The sequence below is a fragment of the Pseudomonas sp. TH08 genome, from assembly GCF_016651275.1.
In the GTDB taxonomy this organism is placed as follows: Bacteria; Pseudomonadota; Gammaproteobacteria; order Pseudomonadales; family Pseudomonadaceae; genus Aquipseudomonas.
This window is the reverse complement of record NZ_JAEKEE010000004.1, coordinates 974,532-994,966: the sequence shown is the minus strand read 5'-3', so window position 1 is coordinate 994,966 and position 20,435 is coordinate 974,532. Positions and strand designations below refer to the sequence as shown.

The following is a 20,435-nucleotide window of genomic DNA, read 5'->3' as shown; positions in this document are numbered from 1 at the left end:
CGAGCAGGCTCACTCCTACAGGGGATTGGGTTGGCTGGAGTTGCGAGGTCAGCGGGTCAGTCCGAGGCGTTCGTGCCACTGCGCGATGGATTCTTCGGGGTAGACGTCGAATTGTTGGTCTTTGGGGCTGGCCTCGACTTCAACCCACGGCGCTTTCGAGCCGAGCATCAGGTGCGTGTGCTCCGGCGGCACGGGCAGCGGTGTATCTATGGCTGAGGCAAACGGGTGGATCAGTTCAGGCCATTCAGGGCTGAACAGCCACAGTCCACTGCCGCACAGCGAGCAGAAGTGCCGTTCGGCGCTGCTGCGGTGGGCACGTTTGTCGCCTTCGTCTTTCATCTTCGCGTGGTAGATGGCGATGTTCTTGCGGCCCTGTACCTTGAGCGTAGTCGCGTCACCGCCGAGGTTGATCGCATAACCGCCGCCGCCCTGGGTCTTGCGGCAGATCGAGCAGTAGCAGCGTTGATAAGGGTAGGGGTGGGCGCTGGTCAGGCTGAAAGTGACAGCGCCGCAGTGACAGGAACCTTCGAGGTGCATGGGTGCTCTCCATTAGCAGGGTTGTGCGGTTGAGCCTAGAGCATTTTGCGCGAGCCTTGCCGGTGTGATGCGACAGGCGCTTGCAGCGTCTAGCCCCAGTGTCCCCGCGATCCCATGGGGCGAGACTTCGGAACCCGGCATGCAAGCGCTGTTGAACGAGATCCTTGACGCTGTCCGGCCCCTGATCGGGCAAGGCAAAGTGGCTGACTACATTCCTGCCCTCGGCACTGTGCCGGCCAATCAATTGGGCATCGCTGTGTATGGCAATGACGGCGAAATGTACTGCGCCGGCGACGCCGAAACGCCGTTCTCGGTGCAGAGTATTTCCAAGGTGTTCAGCCTGGTGCAGGCCATCGATCATTCCGGTGAGTCGATCTGGGAGCGTCTGGGACATGAGCCCTCGGGGCAGCCCTTCAACTCGTTGGTGCAACTGGAGTTCGAACGCGGGCGCCCGCGCAATCCGTTCATCAATGCTGGTGCGCTGGTGATCTGCGACATCAACCAGTCACGCTTCGCCGCCCCGACCCTGTCGATGCGTGACTTCGTGCGGCGCCTGTCGGGTAACCCGCAGATCATGATCGACGGTAAAGTCGCCGACTCCGAGTATCAGCACCGCGCGCGCAATGCGGCGATGGCGTACCTGATGCAGTCGTTCGGCAACTTCCATAACGACGTCGAAGCAGTCTTGCGCAGTTACTTCAGCCACTGTGCGTTGCGCATGAACTGCATCGATCTGGCCCGGGCGTTTTGCTTTCTGGCCAACGATGGCTTCTGCAAGCACAGTGGTGAACAGATCCTCACGCGGCGCCAGACCCAGCAAGTCAACTCGATCATGGCCACCAGCGGTCTGTACGACGAAGCAGGCAATTTCGCTTATCGCGTCGGTCTGCCCGGCAAGAGCGGCGTCGGCGGCGGCATCGTCGCGGTAGTGCCGGGGCAGTTCACCGTGTGCGTGTGGTCGCCGGAACTCAACGCCGCCGGCAACTCGCTGGCAGGGATGGCGGCGCTGGAAATGCTCAGCTCACGGATCGGCTGGTCAGTCTTCTGATCCGAAACCTAATCCCTGTAGGAGTGAGCCTGCTCGCGATAGCGTAGTGTCAGTCAACATCTGTGTATCTGACCCACCGCTTTCGCGAGCAAGCTTTGCTCCTACAGGCGTTTTGGGTTGCTTGGGGGGAGGGTGTTCCTATACATTTTCCGGCCGCTCCCTGCATGGTGAATCCGCTTCATGTCTCTTGCACTCGAACGTCTCGTCGCTGGCACGCCGATCCCTTTCGCCGGTAACCGCGTCACCGTGGTCAGCCCCGAACTGGCCGCGCGTTTTCAGCCCGGTGACCACTTGCTGGTGGAGCAGGTGAGTGGCGAGTTGCTGCTGATTCCGGTAGCGGATCAACAAGCGGCTTCGGTGGCAATCGAGCGTGCGGCGTTTGCGTTCACCGCGTTATCAGCGGTGACCGATGAAGCGATCAGCCGTTTCTTCGACCTGTTCGCACAACGCCTGGAAACCCCAGAGTGCTGGGCGCAGATCGCCGCCGCCAACCTCGCCGATATCGAACGGGCCAAGGCACGCGGGCGTTCCACCACGCGTCTGCTCGCCGATGAACGTATGCGCGGCGACATGATTGCCGGCCTGCGGGCCTGGCGCGATGCCGCGCCCACCCGTGGCAAAGTCATCAGCAGCGTCGAACACGATGGCTGGAAAGTTGAGCAAGTCGTCTCGCCACTGGGCATCGTCGCATTTGTCTTCGAAGGTCGGCCGAATGTGTTCGCTGATGCGGCCGGGGTATTGCGCACCGGCAATACTGCGGTGTTGCGCATCGGTAGCGATGCCTTGGGCACGGCGCAAGCCATCGTCACCCATGCCCTGAATCCGGCGCTGGCCGAAGCCGGTTTGCCGGTCGGTGCGGTGTCATTGGTCGAAAGCGTTAACCATGCCGCCGGTTGGGCGATGTTTGCCGATCGGCGTCTGTCGCTGGCAGTGGCTCGCGGCTCGGGCCGGGCCGTCAGCCAGTTGGGCAGCATCGCCCAGCAGGCGGGCACAGCCGTCAGCCTGCATGGCACTGGTGGTGCGTGGTTGATCGCTGATCGCGAGGCCGACGCCAAGCGCTTCGCCGCGGTGGTGCGCAATTCGCTGGATCGTAAAGTCTGCAATACCCTGAACGTCTGTCTGATTCAGCGCGAACGCGCCGCAGAACTGCTGCCGCTGTTCCTCGATGCCCTCAAGCAGGCAGGCACTGCGCGCGGCCAGGGCTGCAAATTGCACCTCGTCGAAGGCAGCGAAAGCTGCTTGCCGACCGAGTGGCAGAACGCGACGGTCGAGGTCTATCGCGCCGAAGGTTATCAGACCGAAGCGCTGGCCGAACCGCTGGCGGAATCAGCATTGGGTCGTGAATGGGAGTGGGAAGAGACCCCGGAAGTCAGCCTGATGATCGTCGACGATCTGGATCAGGCGATCGCGCTGTTCAACCGTTACAGCCCGCAATTCACCGTGTCGCTGATCAGCGAAAATACCGCCGTTCAGGAGCGTTTCTATAACGCGGTCAATGCGCCGTTCGTGGGCAACGGCATCACCCGTTGGGTCGATGGACAGTACGCGTTGAACAAGCCGGAACTGGGGCTTTCGAACTGGGAAAGCGGGCGGTTGTTTGCGCGCAGTGCGATTCTTTCGGGTGACGGCGTGTTCACCGTGCGCAGCCGCATGAGCCAAATCGACCTGGCCGTGAAGCGCTAAGAAAACCTCATTCTGGTTGATCCACACCGGTCCTGTGGCGAGGGGATTTATCCCCGATGGGGCGCGCAGCGGCCCCAAGAGATTGGGCCTGCTGCGCAGTCCATCGGGGATAAATCCCCTCGCCACAAGTTCTTTTTCACCTCAGCGAATTTGTATCAGGCGGCTGCGTTGGTGTTTGCCTGAATGGCGCACGTCGCCGGCTGCTCCGCCAACGGTACAAACGTGCGCCGATCCGACGACAGCGCATCGATCGAACCCGTCTCGATGTCATACACCCAGCCATGCAAATTCAGCAGGCCTTTTTCCTGGGCCAGGCGCACACTCGGGTGGGTCTGGATATTCGCCAGTTGCGCGATCACGTTTTCGCGCACCATCGAACTCAATTTCGCCGCGTCACTGGCGTGTGCCCGCGCTTCGTTGACCACTTTCGCCGACTCGGCGTGTTGCAGCCAGCCGCTGACGGCGGGCAGGTGATCCATGCATTTGCACTGGGCAATCGCGGTCATTGCGCCGCAATCCGAATGGCCGCAGATCACAATGTCGGTCACCCCAAGCACCGCTACCGCGTATTCCACCGTTGCCGAAACCCCGCCCGGATGCGGGCTGTAGGAGGGCACGATATTGCCTGCGTTGCGGATCACGAACAGCTCGCCAGGCTCTTGTTGGGTCAGCAGTTCCGGTACGACACGGCTGTCGGAACAAGTGATGAACAGGGTGCCGGGCTGCTGCGTGGTCGCCAGGTGCTTGAACAACTCGGTGCGTTGCGGAAAAGCTTCATTCTGGAACTTCAGGAAACCGTCGATCAGGGCTTTCATGTGCGTGTCCTCTTAGTTCGAGCAACCGCTGCCGAATTCGCTGAATTGCAGAATGTGTTTGCCGCCATGGCTGTCCAGGTAAGTCATTTCCACCGGCACCACGCCACAGACGTCGGCAACCGGGGTAATGCTCAGCACTTGCGCAACGTCCAGCTGCATGCCGTAGCGGTAGGCGATGGCCTCATCGGTGGCCTGGGCCTGGGCGGCGAAGCCAGCGAGCAGGGCCAGGGTCAACAGAATTTTTTGCATGGGGCAGCCTCCAGTCTTGGGTGGTGACGAAGTGCATTGGAAGTTTTGGCTGGCCCGCACTCGAGGTGCGGGCCGGGGCACATCAGAACGGACGCAGGGGCAGGAATTTGCCGTCGAGGGTGACCACGGCGCGGGAGCCGCCTTCAGGGTCTTCGACTTTCTTGATGTCGAGCTTGAAGTTGATCGCGCTGATGATGCCGTCACCGAACTGTTCGTGAACCAGCGCTTTCAGCGTGGTGCCGTAGATCTGGATCATTTCGTGGAAGCGGTAGATGGTCGGGTCGGTCGGCACGCCGCTGAGGCTGCCACGCAATGGAATGATCTGCATCGCTGCGACGTCTTCGGGGGTGAGCTGCAGCTTGTCGCCTACGACCTGGGCAGCGTTTTCCGGCAACGGATGTTGGCCGAGCAGGGCGGCGGTGACATAGGCCAGGCTAAGACCGGTGCCTTCGGCGAGGTCCTGCCACGACAGATCTTTGCGTGCCTTGGCGTCGAGAACACGGGTGGTCAGGGCCAGGCGGGTGTCGTTGTAGGCGTGGGACTGTTGCATGTTGTCACTCCTTTCAGGGGTTGGCTTGCTGTGTGGGATTGATCTTCTGCCGATTGATCCATAGCGTCCAAGATCCATATACAATGCAACGCATAAGTCCTGCCTATAGATGGTGTGCCCCATGCTGCTGCGACATTTGCGTTATCTACTGGCTGTTGCCGATCACGGCGGTTTCACGCGTGCTGCCGAGGCGTTGCATGTCTCGCAACCGACCTTGTCGCAACAGATTCGCCAACTGGAGGAAACCCTCGGTGTAACGCTGTTTGATCGCACTTCTCGCACGGTCAAAGCCACCGATGCCGGCGAGGCCTACATCGAATGCGCACGGCGTGTGTTGGTGGAGCTGGAGGCGGGCAAGCGCGCGTTGCACGACGTGAAAGACTTGTCCCGTGGCAGCTTGCGTCTGGCAATGACGCCAACGTTCATGGCGTATCTGGTCGGGCCTTTGGTGCGCGACTTCGCGGCGCGGTTTCCCGGGATTCATCTGGAGATTTTCGAGCTGTCGATGGACGACATCGAGGCGGGGCTGGCGGATGATTCGCTGGATGTTGCGATTGCGTTTACGCCAGTGCGCAATCCGGATATCGAATGCATTCCGGCGTTTGTCGAGACGTTGGGGGTAATGGTCGGACGCGAGCATCCGTTGTACGAAAGCACGTCAGTGCTGACGCCGAGTGACATCGCGCAGTTGGACTTCGCCTTGTTGGCCCCGGACTTCATCACGCGCTTGTCGGTGGATGAGTATTTTCGTCAGCACGGGATTACGCCCAAGGTGCGAATCGAGGTGAACTCAGTGAGCACATTGCTGGAGGTGGTCCGGCATGCACCGATGGCGACGATGCTGCCGCAGGCGATTGCCACTGAAGACAGGGCGCTGCGGCGGTTGCAGGTCGACAGCGAAGCACCGCAGCGCGGGGCGGCATTGTTGCGACGCAAGAACAACTATCACAGCGCCGCAGCCGTGGCGTTTGTGGATTTGGTGCTGCAAACGAAAACTTCACCAACGACATAGTCCCCCTGTTGGAGCGGGTTGACTGCAAATCTTGTTCACACCACTGGACCCTGTAGGAGTGAGCCTGCTCGCGATCGCGTTGGTTCAGACACATCAGTATTGAATGACCTACCGCTATCGCGAGCAGGCCCACTCCTACAGGGGAGGTGGCGAATGCTGAATATAAAAAAGGGCCTGCTCTTGCTACTTGTGAAGCAGCAGAGAGCAGGCCCTTTTCATTATTGAAGTTGTAAATCAGCAGAACCGATCAATCACCCGTACTTCGTTTTTGTTCTGCATCGAGTCCCACGCCTGTTTCAGCGTTTGCAGAACATTCCCGATGAAGTCCTTGTCGGCTGCGGCTTTTTTGCCGACATAGCCGTGGCCGCGACGGTACATCTTCAGGCGGGCCAGCAGGTTCTGGTTGTTCTGGTCGAACTCTTCTTCACCAGCGTGCGGTGCCAGGCAGTCGATATGCACCTGACCCGATTTGCTGATCCACAGAATATGGCTGTCGTGGCTGTCTTTTTGCGCAGCGAACATACGAGCCAGTTCTTCGATAGTCGGTTGATTGTTCAGATTCATCATTTTTGCCCCTTGACCAGTCTGGTGATCTTTCAAAGTTGATTCGCTAATACAAGTAGCCCATCGGTTAGTTGATCCCTGGCACCGAAACCAGGACGTCAGCGGTCGCCCGTATGAAGTACGGGGTCGTGCATCTGTTGCATGTAGTCGTGTTGAATAACTGCTACGCGATAGCGTCACAACGAGGAGAAGCAGCGAAAACCGGGAGGCTCCTTGACGACATTTTCAGTGTCGACCACAAGCGTCTTGAGAATTTTCGCCAGCGCTTCTCGTCCTTGTACTGGACGTTCAGGCCAGGTCAGCTTCTTCAATCTGCCTTGTGGGCAGCGTGTATCCGGAAAAAACAACTCGGCGGTCAGACGAGTTTGCTCAAGCGTGTTACCCGTGTTCCCGATCGGGGAACGTCCTCATCATGCAAAAGCAAAACGACGCCGTCAACGGTTTTGTAGTGATTATTTTTGAGCACTACATATTGTCGGACAAAGCTGTTTTGGAATGAGAAAGGATCCGTTCACGCAACGGAAAAAGGCGTGCGCAGGAGGTAGAACGTACACGGATAACCGTCTACTTCACGTTGTTGAAGGGTGAAATCGCCGCCGCTCAATTCAGGAATCAGCCGTGCCCAGAAGCGTTGTGCAGGCAGGTTGGCGTCGATATGGAAAATTTGCCACTGACCGAGGAGGCGGCTCAAGAGGGTGGAGACGACAAACTGGGCGACACCTTGGCCACGAAAACGTCGCGTGAGGAAAAAGTAACCAATGTTGTGTTCGGCACCGTCGATATGGGTTTCGTTGTCGACGGTCACGAACCCGGCGAGTTCGCCGTCGACGCGAATCAGGAACGGTTGAGTGGCCGGGTGGCGCCAGTAATCATCTTTCGGCTGGATGCTGAAGAAACCGTGCTCGGCCAATTTGAGCGGCAGCCATTGGCTGAAGTCGTACATGTAGAACTGCATGAGGTTTTCGATGGTTTGTAGTTCATCGCGTTGGGCGGGGTGCAGTTCGATGGTGGGCATTTGGATTAACTCCCAGTGATGAACCCGCTACAACACCTGTGGCGAGGGGATTTAGCGAAACGTCGCACAGCCCCGAAGGGGCGCAAAGCGGCCCCGCCAGGTTGAGGAAAAGCTGGGGCCGCTTCGCAGCCCATCGGGGATAAATCCCCTCGCCACGAAATCTCCCTTGCCAAAGGATACTTTGTTACTTGGCGGTGCGTTTGTTTGTACCGGTGGTTTTGCTGCGAGTCGATTTGCGTTTTTTCTTCCACGGTGCGGCTGCTTTGCCGGTCGGTGGTGGGCCGCTGATGGTCAGGCTCAGCGCCGAGCAGCGGGTCACCTGTTTGCTCATCCATGCGGCCTGTTTGGTGACGAACTCTTCGAGACTCATCTCGCCACTTTGCACCATGTCCAGCGCCTGCTCCCAGATCGCCGTGGTGCCGGGGTCGGCAATCGCGCGGGGCACGGCGTCGATCAGGCTGAACGCGGCAGGTGTCGCGGCCAGTGCCTTGCCGTTTTTCACCAGATAGCCGCGATCCAGCAAGCCCTGAATGATCGACGCTCGGGTCGCTTCGGTGCCGATCCCAGTGGTGTCCTTGAGCTTCTGCTTGAGCAGGGGATCTTCGACCAGTTTGGCGACGTTTTTCATCGCCTTGATCAAATCGCCTTCGGTATAAGGCTTGGGCGGTTGCGTCCACAGATCCCTGAACTTCACCTCCGCGACAGCGCATTCAGCCCCTTGGCTCAATGTCGGCAAGGTTTGCGGCGCAGGCGCCTCACGGCCCTTGGCCGGTGCCAATGCCTCGGGCAGGGCGCGTTTCCAACCGGGCTCGATGATCTGCTTGCCGACAGCGCGCAACGCTTCACCGTTGCAATCGAAGTCGGCCTGGGTGCGATCGTATTCATGATTGGGCAGGAACTGCGCCAGATAGCGCGCGCGAATCAGCGTGTAGACCGCACGGTGCTTGCCACTCAGGCGTTCGAGGTTCTTCGCGGCGGCGGTGGGGATGATGCCGTGGTGAGCGCTGACCTTGGCGTCGTTCCACGCACGCGACTTGCGCTGAGGCTCAAGAAACCCGTTCAACGCTTCAAGGCTCGGGTCGGCCTGACGTAGCGCCGCGAGAATCCCTGGCGCCTCGCTGTGCTGGCTCAGCGGCAGATAACCGCAATCGCTGCGTGGGTAGGTGACGACTTTGTAGGTTTCGTACAGTGCCTGGGCGATGTCGAGGGTTTCCTGCGCGCCGAGGCCGAGCTTCTTCGAGCAGACTTCCTGCAAAGTGCCGAGATCGAAGGGCAGCGGCGCGACTTCGCGCATGCGCTCGGTCTTCAACTTGATCACCCGAGCACTGGCGGCGCTGTTGAGTGCGGCGGCGGCTTGTTGTGCCAGCGCCTGATTCAGACAGCGATCCTGATCGTCACAGGCATCCGACGGCGCGCGCCACTGCGCAGTAAACGAGGTGCCGTTGTGCAGCAGTTGCACGTCGATCGCCCAATACGGCACCGGCACGAAGTCGGCGATGCTGCGGTCGCGATCCACAACCAGCCTTAGCGTCGGCGTCTGCACTCGACCGACCGGTAGCACCCCTTGGTAGCCGGATTGCCGGCCGAGGAGGGTGAACAGACGACTCATGTTCATACCGATCAGCCAATCTGCCCGTGAGCGACCCAGTGCCGAGTGATACAGGCTGAATGTCTCGGCGCCGGGCTTCAATGCCGCCAACGCCTTGCGGATCGACGCTTCGTCCAGTGCCGACAGCCACAAGCGGCGGATCGGCCCGCGATAGCGGCAGTGCTCGACCAGTTCCCGGGCGATCATTTCGCCCTCACGGTCGGCATCGGTGGCGATGATCAGCTCGCTGGCCTCGCCGAGCAGGCGTTTCACCGCTTTGTACTGGCTGGCGGTGCGCGGCTTGACGGTCATCTTCCATTTGTCCGGGATGATCGGCAGATCCGCCAGAACCCAGCGTTTGTAGCGCGCGTCGTAGGCATCCGGCGGCGCGGTTTCGAGCAAGTGGCCGATGCACCAGGTCACCGTGACGTCCGTTCCCAGCCAGCAGCCATCGCCCCGGCGCCGGGCACCGAGCACGGCCGCAATGTCTTTGGCCTGGGAAGGTTTTTCACAGAGGTACAGCCGCATAACCACCATCGTCGATCAAGGTCGGAACAGGTGCACAGAATGGCCGGACTTGGCGCCAGGGGCAACTTTTATCTGTATGGATATACAGATAAAAAGCATTGCCGCAAGTGACGGGCAATACAGGGACGGCATACGGCTCTATCGAGAAATTGATTAGCGCCGTTGTCTGGGCGTGTGTCAGGTTCCCAGCGTCTCAACAACGCGCGCGACAGGACGGTCTCGCCAGGAGATCGCCGTAGTCTGTCGGACACTGACTACTCTGAAACAAGGACGTACACCATGCCTCAAGCATCCTCCAGCGCCAGCACGGCGTTTACCGCCATCGACACCTTCAGCCACCTCTACGACCGTGGCGGTGACACGCTGGTCAACGGCAAACCCTCGTTCACCGCCGACCAGGCCGCTGACGAAATCCTCCGCAAGGGCCTGTCGTGGGGCGATAAAAACGCTGACGGCAAAATCGACCTCAGCTACAACTTCCTCACCGAGAAACCGGCGAACTACAACGCCAAGCTGGGCAACTTCAGTGAATTCAGCGCCCAGCAAAAGGCGCAAGCCGTGCTGGCCATGCAATCCTGGGCCGACGTCGCCAATGTCACCTTCAGCGAAGGCAAGGGCGGCGATGGCCACATGACCTTCGGCAACTACGATGTCAGCACCGGCGGCGCGGCTTTCGCCTACTTGCCGAGCGGCAGTAGCTATGACGGTCAGTCGTGGTACCTGATCAACAATCAGTATCAGGTCAACAAGACCCCCGACACCAACAACTACGGGCGTCAGACCCTGACCCACGAAATCGGTCACACCCTCGGTCTGTCGCACCCGGGCGCCTACAACGCCGGCAACGGCAACCCCACCTACAACGACGCCAAGTACGCCGAAGACACCCGTGGTTACAGCCTGATGAGCTACTGGAGCGAAGCCAACACTGACCAGAACTTCAGCAAGGACGGCAGCGGGGCCTATGCATCGGCACCGCTGCTGGACGACATCGTTGCGGTGCAGAAACTTTACGGCGCCAACTACGAGACCCGTGCCGGCGACACCACCTACGGTTTCGGTTCCAATGCCGGGCGCGATTTCTACAGCGCCACGTCGGCGTCGTCGAAACTGGTGTTCTCGGTGTGGGACGGGGGCGGTGATGACACTCTGAATTTCTCGGGTTTCACCCAGAACCAGAAGATCAACCTCAATGAAGGTTCGTTCTCCGATGTCGGTGGCCTGGTGGGTAACGTTTCCATTGCTTACGGTGTGACCGTCGAGAATGCGGTGGGCGGTTCGGGCAATGACCTGCTGATCGGCAACGCGGCGATCAACCATCTGTTCGGCGGCGCCGGTAACGACATCCTTTACGGCGGTGGCGGCGCGGATGTGTTGTGGGGCGGCGAGGGTGCGGACACGTTCGTGTTCGGCGCGGCAAGCGACTCGACCAACAACCAGCCGGACTGGATCATGGATTTCAAAAGCGGCCTGGACAAGATCGACCTGTCGGGCATTGCCGAGTTTGCTTCGGGTGCGGCTACGCTGAACTTCGTCAGTAATTTCACCGGCCATGCTGGCGATGCGATCCTGACGTACTACGCGCAGAACGGTCAGACCGGGCTGCTGGTCGACCTGACGGGGCAGGGGCAGGTTGATTTTGCCGTGGGTGTGGTGGGGCAGGCGGTGGCGACTGATATTGTTGCGTGATTTGCTGACTCTGTAGATTCAGGGCATGCATGCCTCCTGTGGCGAGGGAGCTTGCTCCCGCTCGGCGGCGAAGCCGTCGCAAAATCGAAATTCGCGTTAACCTGACACACCGCGATTGCTGATTTTGGGGCCGCTTCGCAGCCCAGCGGGAGCAAGCTCCCTCGCCACAGTTCGTTCATGTCCTTGGAGGAACCCATGAAAAGCTCTGGCCTCAGCCCCGTCATCACCCTCGAACAACTCGCCGGCTGCCTGCTGGTGAAGTTTCACGGCATTCAGGTCGCTGCTTCTTCCCATGTGATGGTCCTCAACGAGGCGAACTATCCGCCGGTGTATTACGTTCCTCGCGAAGACATCGACGAAAAATACTTCGCCCGCACCGACCACACCAGCTACTGCCCGTACAAGGGCGACGCCAACTATTTCAGCCTGCAAGTGCCGGGACATGAGGGCGCGAACGCGGTGTGGACTTATGAAAATCCGAAAGTGTCGGTCAAAGACATCCAGAACTACGTGGCGTTTTATCCGGATCAGGTGAAGTTCGAGGTGATCAAGGCTGACGCCCAAGACACAAATCTGTGATCGTGTGAATCCCCTGTGGCGAGGGAGCTTGCTCCCGCTGGGTTGCGCAGCGACCCCAGACCCAGGAAATGTGCTGTATCAGGCACACCGCGTTAGCAAGGTTTGCGACTGCTGCGCAGTCGAGCGGGAGCAAGCTCCCTCGCCACAGAGAAGCTGACTTGACCTGGAATCAGTTTTTGTCGAGGTCGATGTTTTTGGTTTCGCGCAGGCAGATCATTCCCACCACCAGGCTCACCCCGGTAATCAGCACCGGGTACCACAGCCCATAGAAGATGTCTCCGGTGTACACCACCAGCGCAAACGACACCGTCGGCAGAAACCCGCCAAACCAGCCGTTACCAATGTGGTACGGCAGCGACATCGAGGTGTAGCGAATCCGCGTCGGGAACAGCTCCACCATCAGCGCCGCCAACGGTCCGTAGCACATGGCGGAGATAATGATCAGCGCGACAATCAGCGCGACGATCATCGGTTTGTTGATCTGCTGCAAATCAGCCTGTTGCGGGTAGCCGGCCAGGGTAATCGCACCGCGCAGTGCGGCTTCGTCGTAACCGTCGAGTTTGACGTCGCCGACGCTCACTTGTACGGCGCTGCCAGCAGGCGCAGCGGCGCTGGAGTAGGGCAGGCCTTGCTTGACCAGGAAGGTCTTGACCTTGTCGCACGGGCTGTCGAATTTGGCCTTGCCCACCGGATCGAACTGGAACGTGCAGGTCGCCGGATCCGCCAACACCGTGATCGGCGCCTGACGGCTGGCCTGATCGATGGCCGGGTTGGCGTAATGCGCCAGCGACTTGAAAATCGGGAAGTACAGCGCCGTCGCCAGCAACAGGCCGAGCATCAGTACGGGTTTACGGCCGACCTTGTCCGACAGCCAGCCAAAAATGATGAAGAACGGCGCGCCGATCACCACGCTGATGATCAGCAGTGTGTTGGCCACCGCCGGATCCATTTTCAGGAACTGGGTGAGGAAGAACAGCACGTAAAACTGCGCGGCGTAGAAGGTCACCGCTTGCCCGGCATTGATGCTGAACAGCGCGATCAGCACGACTTTGAGGTTTTCCCATTTGCCGAACGATTCGCGGATCGGCGCCTTCGAGGTTTTGCCTTCCTCTTTCATTTTCAGATAGGCCGGCGATTCGTGCAGGCTCAGGCGAATCCACGTGGAGATGCCCAGCAGCACAATCGATAACAGGAACGGAATGCGCCAGCCCCACACTTCAAACTGATCGCCGGTGAAATAGCGGCAACCGAGCACCACCAACAGCGACAGCAGCAGGCCGAGGGTGGCGGTGGATTGAATCCAACTGGTGTGGAAACCGCGTTTGCCGATCGGCGCGTGCTCCGCGACGTAGGTCGCAGCGCCACCGTATTCACCGCCGAGTGCCAGGCCCTGAAGCATGCGCAACACCACCAGAATGATTGGCGCGGCGATGCCGATGCTGGCGTAGGTCGGCAACAGGCCGACGCAGAAGGTCGCGATGCCCATCAGGATGATGGTCGCGAGGAAGGTGTATTTGCGCCCGATCATGTCCCCCAACCGACCGAACACCAGCGCCCCGAATGGCCGCACGACGAACCCCGCGGCGAAAGCCATCAGCGCGAAGATAAACGCCGTGGTGTCGTTGACCCCGGCGAAGAACTGCTTGCTGATGACTGCCGCGAGGGCGCCGTAGAGGAAGAAGTCATACCACTCGAACACCGTCCCCAAGGACGAGGCGAAGATGACTTTCTGCGTGTCGTTACGGGTGCTGGCGCCGCTTGCGGTGTCCAGCGGCTGAGCGTGTTCTGACATATCGGTATCCCTCACAGTGATTGTTTTTGTTGTTCCACTGGTGTTGCGTGTCCGGGTGATGCGCGATGCCTTGAATTAACCCGGTCCCTGCAGGAGTGAGCCTGCTCGCGATAGCGGTGTATCAACCAACAGAGATGTTGAATGTTATTCCGTCATCGCGAGCAGGCTCACTCCTACAGTTCTGTGTCGAGCCCCAATCAATGTAGGAGCTGCCGCAGGCTGCGATCTTTTGATCTTGGTTTTGATTTCAAAAATTTAAAATCAAAAGATCGCAGCCTGCGGCAGCTCCTACAGGGTTTGGGCCAGCTCCGGTTTTGGGGTGCTGCTCCTGGTGTTGGGGTTGAGGATCAGTTGTGCAGCCTTCTCGGCAATCATCAGCGTAGGCGAACAGGTGTTGCCCGAGGTGATGCGCGGCATGATCGAGGCGTCGGCAATGCGCAGACCGGGCACGCCGTGAACGCGAAGTTGCGCGTCGACCACCGCCTCACCGTCATTGCCCATGCGGCACGTGCCGACCGGGTGGAAGATCGTCGTGCCGATCTTCGCCGCCGCTTCCTGCAACTCTTCTTCGCTTTGCAGGCTGGCACCGGGCAGATACTCGACCGGTTTGAACGCTTGCAGGGCGGGGGCACTGACGATTCGTCGGGTCAGGCGAATGGCGTCTGCCGCCACACGTAAATCTTCGGGATGGCTCAGATAATTGGGTTGAATCAGTGGCCCCTCCGCCGGATCCGCCGAGCGAATCTCGATGCGTCCACGGCTCTGCGGGCGTAAATCACACACCGAAGCAGTGAACGCCGGGAAACCGTGCAACGGCTCGCCAAAGCGCTCCAGCGACAATGGCTGCACGTGATACTCCAGATTCGCCGACGTCTGCTCCGGCCCCGACCGCGCAAACGCGCCCAATTGACTTGGCGCCATCGACAACGGCCCGCTGCGGTCATACAGATAACGCAGGCCCATGCCCATCTTGCCCCACACGCTGCCTGCGATCTGGTTCAGCGTGCGGGCATTTTCCAGTTTGTAGATCAGGCGTAATTGCAGGTGATCCTGCAGATTGCCACCCACCCCCGGCAGTTCATGAATCACGCCGATGCCGAGGCGTTCCAGCAGCGGACGCGGGCCAATTCCCGAGCGCTGCAGAATGCTCGGCGAACCGACAGAACCGGCACATAACACAATCTCCTTGCGCGCCTTGAAGCTTTTCACCTGACCTTCGTGGCGGGCGCTGACCTTCGATGCGCGGCCGCCCTCCAGCAGCACGCGATCCACCTCAACCCCGGTCAGCACCGTCAGATTCGCCCGGTCACGAATCGGCTTCAGAAACGCCTTCGCCGCGTTCCAGCGCACCCCGGCCTTTTGATTGACCTGAAAGTAGCCGCAACCCTCGTTGTCGCCCTGATTGAAGTCTTCGATGCTGGCGATGCCGCTTTGCTCGGCCGCACTGCGAAACGCATCCAGAATCGGCCATGACAAGCGCTGTTGTTCGACGCGCCATTCACCCTTGGCACCGTGAAATTCCGCGGCGCCGGCAAAGTGGTTTTCGCTTTGTTTGAACAGCGGCAGCACATCATTCCAGGCCCAGCCCGGATTGCCTTCGGCCGCCCAGCCGTCATAGTCGCCGGCCTGGCCGCGCATATAGATCATGCCGTTGATGGAGGAACAGCCGCCCAGCACCTTGCCGCGCGGATAACTCAGCGCGCGGCCATTGAGGCCCGCTTGTTCTTCAGTCTTGAAGCACCAGTCAGTGCGCGGGTTGCCGATGCAGAACAGGTAACCCACAGGAATGTGAATCCACGCATAGTTGTCGCGTCCGCCGGCTTCGAGCAACAGCACACGCTGGTGCGGATCGGCCGACAGCCGATTGGCCAGCAAGCACCCGGCAGGGCCGGCGCCGACCACGATGTAGTCATATTCATCGAGGGAAGTCTGCATTCCCTGACCTCGCTTTTTGTTTTTATTGTCGGACACTCTAGTTGTTAGCTTTCGTCAAAAGAATGTTAGTTTTTGCGCAGCCGCTGTGCGTTTTTAAACAGCACTCCTAGACGATAGCCGACAAGGACCCGCCATGTTCGACTGGAACGACCTGCGGTTTTTTCTCGAACTGCAACGCAGCGGCCGCCTGCTCACCGCCGCCCGCCGACTCAACACCACCCACGCCACCGTCGCCCGCCACATCGAGGCCATCGAAAAAAGCCTCGGCACTGCTCTGTTTGTTCAGCATGCGCAAGGCTATGAAATGACCCCGGCGGGGGAGGCGCTGCTCAAACATGCTGAGGCGATGGAAAACGTTGCGTTGCTGGCACAGGAAGAGATCACCCAATCCACCGCGCCGCTGGGCAAGATTCGTGTCGGGGTCACCGAAGGGCTGGGCATCAAGTTTCTTGCCAGTCGCATGATCGGCTTGTTCGAACGCTATCCGGGACTGGAAGTGGAACTGGTCGCGGTGCCGCGCTTTGTCAGCATCCTCAATCGTGAGGCGGAAATCAGCATTCATCTGGAACGGCCGGCGGCGGACATGCTGGTGACGCGCAAACTCACGGATTACCGCCTCGCGCTGTATGCCAGTCAGGCCTATCTGGATAAAGCGCCGTCGCTGCAAAGCCGTGAAGACCTCGGCCGGCATGCCTGGATCGGGTATGTGGATGATTTGTTGTTCAGTCAGGAGTTGATGTTTCTCAACAGTTTCTGCCGCAATCCTCGCGTGGTGTTCCATAGCACCAGCGTCATCGCCCAGCAGGAGGCAGCGCGGTCGGGGTTGGGCATTGCGGTGCTGCCTTGCTACATGGCCGAGTCGGATCCGCAGCTTGTGCCGTTGCTGCCGGATGAAAGCATCGAGCGCAGTTACTGGATCAGCACCCGGCGCGAGTTGCACAAATCGGTGCGGCTGCGGGTGGTCTGGGATTATGTGGTGGGGTTGTGTGAGGCGGAGCAGGGGTTATTACGCGGATAGTGCACCCACATCAAAACCTGTAGGAGTGAGCCTGCTCGCGATAGCGGTATATCTGTGAAACTGAAGTCGTCTGATACACCGCTATCGCGAGCAGGCTCACTCCTACAAGGAGTTCGGTGTGTTTGAGTGGGAGGGGTGTCAAATCTGCGGTTGATTAATATATGGATATCCGTATATTCGAATTTCCGTATGTGTTGGTGCCGTTCCATGATCACCCCCACCGAAGTCTTCAAAAGCCTCGCCGACGAAACCCGTGTGCGCGCCATCCTGCTGATTGCCGATCAAGGTGAACTCTGTGTTTGCGAGCTGATGTGTGCGCTTGACGACAGCCAGCCGAAGATCAGCCGTCACCTCGCGCAACTGCGCAGCAATGGCCTGCTGCTCGATCGCCGTCAGGGGCAATGGGTCTACTACCGCCTCAATCCGCAGCTGCCCGATTGGGTTCGCGAAATTCTCCAGGTGACGTCTGGGGCCAACACTGATTGGCTCAAGGACAACGCGGCCCGTCTGCAAAACATGGATGGCCGCCCGGTTCGCGAAGCCGCTTGCTGCTGAGAGAGAAAAACCATGCGAATCCTGTTCATGTGCACGGCCAACAGCTGCCGCAGCATCCTCTCGGAAGCCATGTTCAATCACATGGCGCCGCCCGGATTTGAGGCGGTCAGTGCCGGCAGTTTTCCCAAAGGCCAGGTGCTGCCGCGCAGCCTGTCGACGCTGCAACTGGCCGGCGTAGCCATCGATGGCTTGCACAGCAAGGGCAACGACGCTTTCGAAGGCAACCCGCCAGACATCGTCATCACCGTGTGCGACAAAGCCGCCGGCGAGACCTGCCCGGTGTATTTCGGCCCGGCGCTCAAGGCCCATTGGGGACTGGAAGATCCCTCTGAGGTGGCCGGTGACGAGGCTTCGGTGAGTGCCGCTTTCCGCGCGACATTGATGCGTATCGGCCAGCGCTGCCAGGCCTTCCTCGATCTGCCCTTTGAAACCCTCAGTCGCGATGAATTGAAAACTGCGCTCGATCGCATCGGCGCGCTTTAAGGAACACTCATGTCAGCCCACCTGCCAAACCTCGATACCAGCTTGTTCGATAACGCCAAACCGTCGAAGCCCGGCGAGCACAAACCACGCATCCTGTTGCTGTACGGCTCCACGCGCGAGCGCTCATTCAGCCGGTTACTGGTGGAGGAGGCCGCTCGGTTGCTGGAACACTTCGGCGCTGAAACGCGCGTCTTCAACCCGTCCGGTTTGCCGCTGCCCGACGACGCGCCCGTCGACCATCCCAAGGTTCAGGAACTGCGCGATCTGGTGCTGTGGTCGGAAGGGCAGGTCTGGTGCTCGCCGGAACGACACGGCGCAATGTCCGCCGTGTTCAAGGCGCAGATCGACTGGGTTCCGCTGGAGCTTGGCGCCGTGCGCCCGACACAGGGCAAGACCCTTGCGGTGATGCAGGTCTGCGGCGGGTCGCAGTCGTTCAACGTGGTCAATCAACTGCGCGTGTTGGGCCGTTGGATGCGTATGTTCACCATCCCTAACCAATCTTCGGTGCCCAAGGCCTACATGGAATTCGACGAGGCAGGACGGATGAAACCGTCGCCGTTCTACGACCGTGTGGTCGACGTGATGGAGGAACTGGTGAAGTTCACCGTGTTGTTGCGCGATCAGCAGACGCATCTGGTCGACCGCTACTCCGAACGCAAGGAAAGTGCCGAGCAGTTGATGGCACGGGTTAATCAGCGGTCGATATGAAAAAAGCCGTCGGCCTCATCTGACGAACGTTGCACAAACCTTCTAGCCTCGATTCGCCAATTGTGGATTACTGGCCCCAGCCCATCACCGTATTCAAGCCATGAGCAACTGGATCAACCTCACTCACGACCGGGAAACCGGCATCGAAACCCTGCACGCGCATTTCGCCGGGCACGCGCACGCGTACGATCCGCACTGGCACGAAACCTACCTGATCGGTTTCACCGAGCAAGGCGTGCAGCGCTTCAACAGCCGCAGGGCGCGGCATGACAGCACGCCGGGCAAGGTCTTCATGCTTGAACCCGGTGATATCCACGACGGTGATGCGCCGAGCCCCGACGGCTTCACCTATCGCATGCTGTACTTGCAGCCTTCCTGGCTGGAGCAGGCGCTGGACGGCTTGCACCTGGGCCGTTTCGGCAGTGGTTTGCCGGGGATCGGCAGTGTGATCAACGATGACCCCGAGTTGGCCCGCGCCACGTTGTTCGCCTTCAACGCGCTGCATCAGCAAGACGTGCGCATGGTGCGGGACGTCGCGCTGGACTCGTTTCTGGAGCGCCTCGCCAGTCATTTGTACCGACGCCCGCAGCCGACCGCCGCTAGCCGCGCACCCTTGATCGCCCGACAGGCCCGCGACTATCTGATGGCCTATCACGAACAGGACATCAGTCTGCAAACCCTGGCAGAGGTCTGCGGCACCGACCGTTTCCGCCTGACCCGTGCGTTCAAGGCTGCCTATGGTTTGGCGCCGCACGCCTGGCTGATTCAACTGCGCCTCAGCCGTGGCCGGCAGATGCTCGCTGCGGGTGTGCAGCCAATAGAAGTCGCCAGCCGCCTCGGTTTCGCTGATCAAAGCCATCTGGGCCGCTGGTTTGTGCGCGCCTATGGCATCACCCCGGGCGCCTATCAACAGCGCGCCGTTGGCACCATTCGACGCTGAACAAACGTTCAAGACTCACGCGCGCTCCAGCCGCCACAGTAGGCCCTGACTTCCTAAAGGGCCGCGCCATGCTTGCATTCATCCTTTTCGCCTTCGTCGCCTCCATCACCCCGGGCCCGACCAACCTGATCGTCCTCAGCACCAGCGCCCGACGCGGCTGGCGGCCATGCCTGCCGATCATTCTGGGCGCGGGCGTTGGCGCCGCTTCGCTCGTCTGGGTCGCGGGCGCGGGGGCCAGCACGCTGATGCTGCCCGGCGTGCGCCCGATCATCAGCGGCCTCGGACTGTGCTGGATGCTGTGGCTGGCCTGGCAGATCTTCACGGCCCCGGTCACCGACATCGATGCCGCCGCCGAGGAAGAAAAAGCCGAGATGGGCCTGATCGGCGCGGCACTGCTGCAATGGGTCAATCCCAAGTCCTGGTTCATGGCCATTGCCGTGATCAGCGTCTTCACCGCGCAAGGGCAGGGCTTGAATGCGCTGTGCCTGGTGTTCTTTCTGGTATCGCTGCCATGCCTCGCGATCTGGGCATTGCTCGGCCGGGGCGCGGCGCGATGGCTCAGTAATTCTGCGCAGTTGCGCTGGCTGAACCGGATCCTCGCCGTGCTATTGGTGGTCTCATCCGCGACAGCGATCCTGCACAGCTGATCTTCGAACGCACGCAACCCCCTGTAGGCCTTCGCCTGCTCGCGATAGCAGTGGATCAGTCAATAATGATATCGACTGAACAGACGCCATCGCGAGCAGGCGAAGGCCTACAGTTTTCCGGCAAGACTGACCTGCAGAGAATGGCAGAACTCATTTCGAAGTGAGCGAGCAGCTCGGGCCACTTGCCGGATTTACCTCTCGCGTCCACTCTATGGCATGCCGACAAGGAGCGTCAGCCGACTCTCCGTCGCGACCACAGGGAGCTTGCAGCATGAGCGAAGACAACAAAGTCAAAGGCCCGGCATCCTACTTTCCGTCCATCGAAAAGAAGTACGGCCAGCCCATCGACCACTGGTTGAGTCTGCTCGCCAGCGTCACCGACAAAAAACACATGGAGCTGGTTGCCTGGCTCAAAGATGAGCACGGCATGGGCCACGGCCATGCCAACGCACTGGTCGCGCATCATCTGGCCAAGGACAAAAAATGAGGGCAGGGCAGCC

Annotated in this window: 21 protein-coding genes; 12 read left to right on the top strand and 9 right to left on the bottom strand. The window is 60.0% G+C overall.

Translation table 11 applies throughout. The features are described from left to right. Nucleotides 1–48: 48 nt before the first annotated feature. Nucleotides 49–537: a GFA family protein gene (locus JFT91_RS21465; RefSeq protein WP_201233775.1), complete on the bottom strand. Its 489-nt coding sequence runs from the start codon at nucleotides 535–537 to the stop codon at nucleotides 49–51. A 139-nt stretch (nucleotides 538–676) separates the two neighbouring features. Here JFT91_RS21465 and glsB point away from each other — a divergent pair, with 139 nt between their 5' ends. Further along, nucleotides 677–1,585 (top strand): glutaminase B, encoded by a 909-nt coding sequence (glsB, locus tag JFT91_RS21460; RefSeq protein WP_201226830.1) that lies wholly within the window; start codon nucleotides 677–679, stop codon nucleotides 1,583–1,585. Nucleotides 1,586–1,765: 180 nt separating this feature from the next. Continuing rightward, a complete protein-coding gene (locus tag JFT91_RS21455; RefSeq protein ID WP_201233774.1) occupies nucleotides 1,766–3,268 on the top strand; it encodes an aldehyde dehydrogenase family protein in 1,503 nt (500 codons plus the stop codon). A 155-nt stretch (nucleotides 3,269–3,423) separates the two neighbouring features. On the opposite strand, the gene JFT91_RS21450 is transcribed toward JFT91_RS21455, so the two are convergent. The 3 genes from JFT91_RS21450 to cynS all read right to left on the bottom strand — a co-directional run bounded on the left by JFT91_RS21450 (nucleotide 3,424) and on the right by cynS (nucleotide 4,882). Next, nucleotides 3,424–4,083, bottom strand: coding sequence for a carbonic anhydrase (locus JFT91_RS21450; protein WP_201233773.1), 660 nt, complete (start codon nucleotides 4,081–4,083; stop codon nucleotides 3,424–3,426). Nucleotides 4,084–4,095: 12 nt separating this feature from the next. Next, nucleotides 4,096–4,332: a DUF2790 domain-containing protein gene (locus tag JFT91_RS21445; protein WP_201233772.1), complete on the bottom strand. Its 237-nt coding sequence runs from the start codon at nucleotides 4,330–4,332 to the stop codon at nucleotides 4,096–4,098. Between the two features lie 82 nt (nucleotides 4,333–4,414). Next, the gene (cynS, locus tag JFT91_RS21440) at nucleotides 4,415–4,882 is read right to left on the bottom strand and encodes a cyanase (RefSeq protein ID WP_201226827.1); all 468 of its coding nucleotides are present in this window, start codon (nucleotides 4,880–4,882) and stop codon (nucleotides 4,415–4,417) included. 121 nt (nucleotides 4,883–5,003) lie between these two features. Between cynS and cynR the strand changes: the two genes are divergently transcribed. Then, nucleotides 5,004–5,894, top strand: coding sequence for a transcriptional regulator CynR (gene cynR / locus JFT91_RS21435; RefSeq protein ID WP_201233771.1), 891 nt, complete (start codon nucleotides 5,004–5,006; stop codon nucleotides 5,892–5,894). Between the two features lie 234 nt (nucleotides 5,895–6,128). Here the strand turns inward: cynR and JFT91_RS21430 are convergent, their stop codons facing one another. From JFT91_RS21430 to JFT91_RS21420, 3 genes are all read right to left on the bottom strand, one after another. Next, entirely contained in the window at nucleotides 6,129–6,458 is a 330-nt protein-coding gene (locus JFT91_RS21430) for a hypothetical protein (protein ID WP_201226825.1), read from the bottom strand. A gap of 511 nt (nucleotides 6,459–6,969) precedes the next feature. Next, entirely contained in the window at nucleotides 6,970–7,473 is a 504-nt protein-coding gene (locus JFT91_RS21425; protein WP_201233770.1) for a GNAT family N-acetyltransferase, read from the bottom strand. 184 nt (nucleotides 7,474–7,657) lie between these two features. Continuing rightward, nucleotides 7,658–9,589, bottom strand: coding sequence for a DNA topoisomerase III (locus tag JFT91_RS21420; RefSeq protein ID WP_201233769.1), 1,932 nt, complete (start codon nucleotides 9,587–9,589; stop codon nucleotides 7,658–7,660). Nucleotides 9,590–9,868: 279 nt separating this feature from the next. Here JFT91_RS21420 and JFT91_RS21415 point away from each other — a divergent pair, with 279 nt between their 5' ends. Further along, entirely contained in the window at nucleotides 9,869–11,278 is a 1,410-nt protein-coding gene (locus tag JFT91_RS21415; RefSeq protein WP_201233768.1) for a serralysin family metalloprotease, read from the top strand. Nucleotides 11,279–11,473: 195 nt separating this feature from the next. Beyond that, nucleotides 11,474–11,857, top strand: coding sequence for a DUF427 domain-containing protein (locus tag JFT91_RS21410; protein WP_201233767.1), 384 nt, complete (start codon nucleotides 11,474–11,476; stop codon nucleotides 11,855–11,857). A 169-nt stretch (nucleotides 11,858–12,026) separates the two neighbouring features. Here JFT91_RS21410 and JFT91_RS21405 read toward each other — a convergent pair whose 3' ends face one another. Continuing rightward, nucleotides 12,027–13,649, bottom strand: a complete 1,623-nt coding sequence (locus JFT91_RS21405; RefSeq protein WP_201233766.1) for an MFS transporter — start codon at nucleotides 13,647–13,649, stop codon at nucleotides 12,027–12,029. Nucleotides 13,650–13,937: 288 nt separating this feature from the next. Next, complete coding sequence (locus JFT91_RS21400) at nucleotides 13,938–15,584, bottom strand: GMC family oxidoreductase (RefSeq protein ID WP_201233765.1); 1,647 nt, start codon at nucleotides 15,582–15,584, stop codon at nucleotides 13,938–13,940. 133 nt (nucleotides 15,585–15,717) lie between these two features. Here JFT91_RS21400 and JFT91_RS21395 point away from each other — a divergent pair, with 133 nt between their 5' ends. The 7 genes from JFT91_RS21395 (at nucleotide 15,718) to JFT91_RS21365 (ending at nucleotide 20,422) form a co-directional block, all read left to right on the top strand. Further along, a complete protein-coding gene (locus JFT91_RS21395) occupies nucleotides 15,718–16,602 on the top strand; it encodes a LysR family transcriptional regulator (protein ID WP_201233764.1) in 885 nt (294 codons plus the stop codon). A 207-nt stretch (nucleotides 16,603–16,809) separates the two neighbouring features. Beyond that, nucleotides 16,810–17,157: a metalloregulator ArsR/SmtB family transcription factor gene (locus tag JFT91_RS21390; RefSeq protein ID WP_201202866.1), complete on the top strand. Its 348-nt coding sequence runs from the start codon at nucleotides 16,810–16,812 to the stop codon at nucleotides 17,155–17,157. A gap of 12 nt (nucleotides 17,158–17,169) precedes the next feature. Continuing rightward, the gene (locus JFT91_RS21385; protein WP_201202867.1) at nucleotides 17,170–17,640 is read left to right on the top strand and encodes an arsenate reductase ArsC; all 471 of its coding nucleotides are present in this window, start codon (nucleotides 17,170–17,172) and stop codon (nucleotides 17,638–17,640) included. 9 nt (nucleotides 17,641–17,649) lie between these two features. Then, on the top strand, nucleotides 17,650–18,348 hold the full coding sequence (arsH, locus tag JFT91_RS21380; RefSeq protein ID WP_201202869.1) for an arsenical resistance protein ArsH: 699 nt from the start codon (nucleotides 17,650–17,652) through the stop codon (nucleotides 18,346–18,348). A 100-nt stretch (nucleotides 18,349–18,448) separates the two neighbouring features. Further along, nucleotides 18,449–19,288, top strand: a complete 840-nt coding sequence (locus tag JFT91_RS21375) for an AraC family transcriptional regulator (protein ID WP_201233763.1) — start codon at nucleotides 18,449–18,451, stop codon at nucleotides 19,286–19,288. 68 nt (nucleotides 19,289–19,356) lie between these two features. Further along, nucleotides 19,357–19,935 (top strand): LysE family translocator, encoded by a 579-nt coding sequence (locus JFT91_RS21370; RefSeq protein ID WP_201233762.1) that lies wholly within the window; start codon nucleotides 19,357–19,359, stop codon nucleotides 19,933–19,935. 271 nt (nucleotides 19,936–20,206) lie between these two features. Then, nucleotides 20,207–20,422, top strand: coding sequence for a DUF4287 domain-containing protein (locus JFT91_RS21365; RefSeq protein WP_201202873.1), 216 nt, complete (start codon nucleotides 20,207–20,209; stop codon nucleotides 20,420–20,422). Nucleotides 20,423–20,435: the final 13 nt, after the last annotated feature.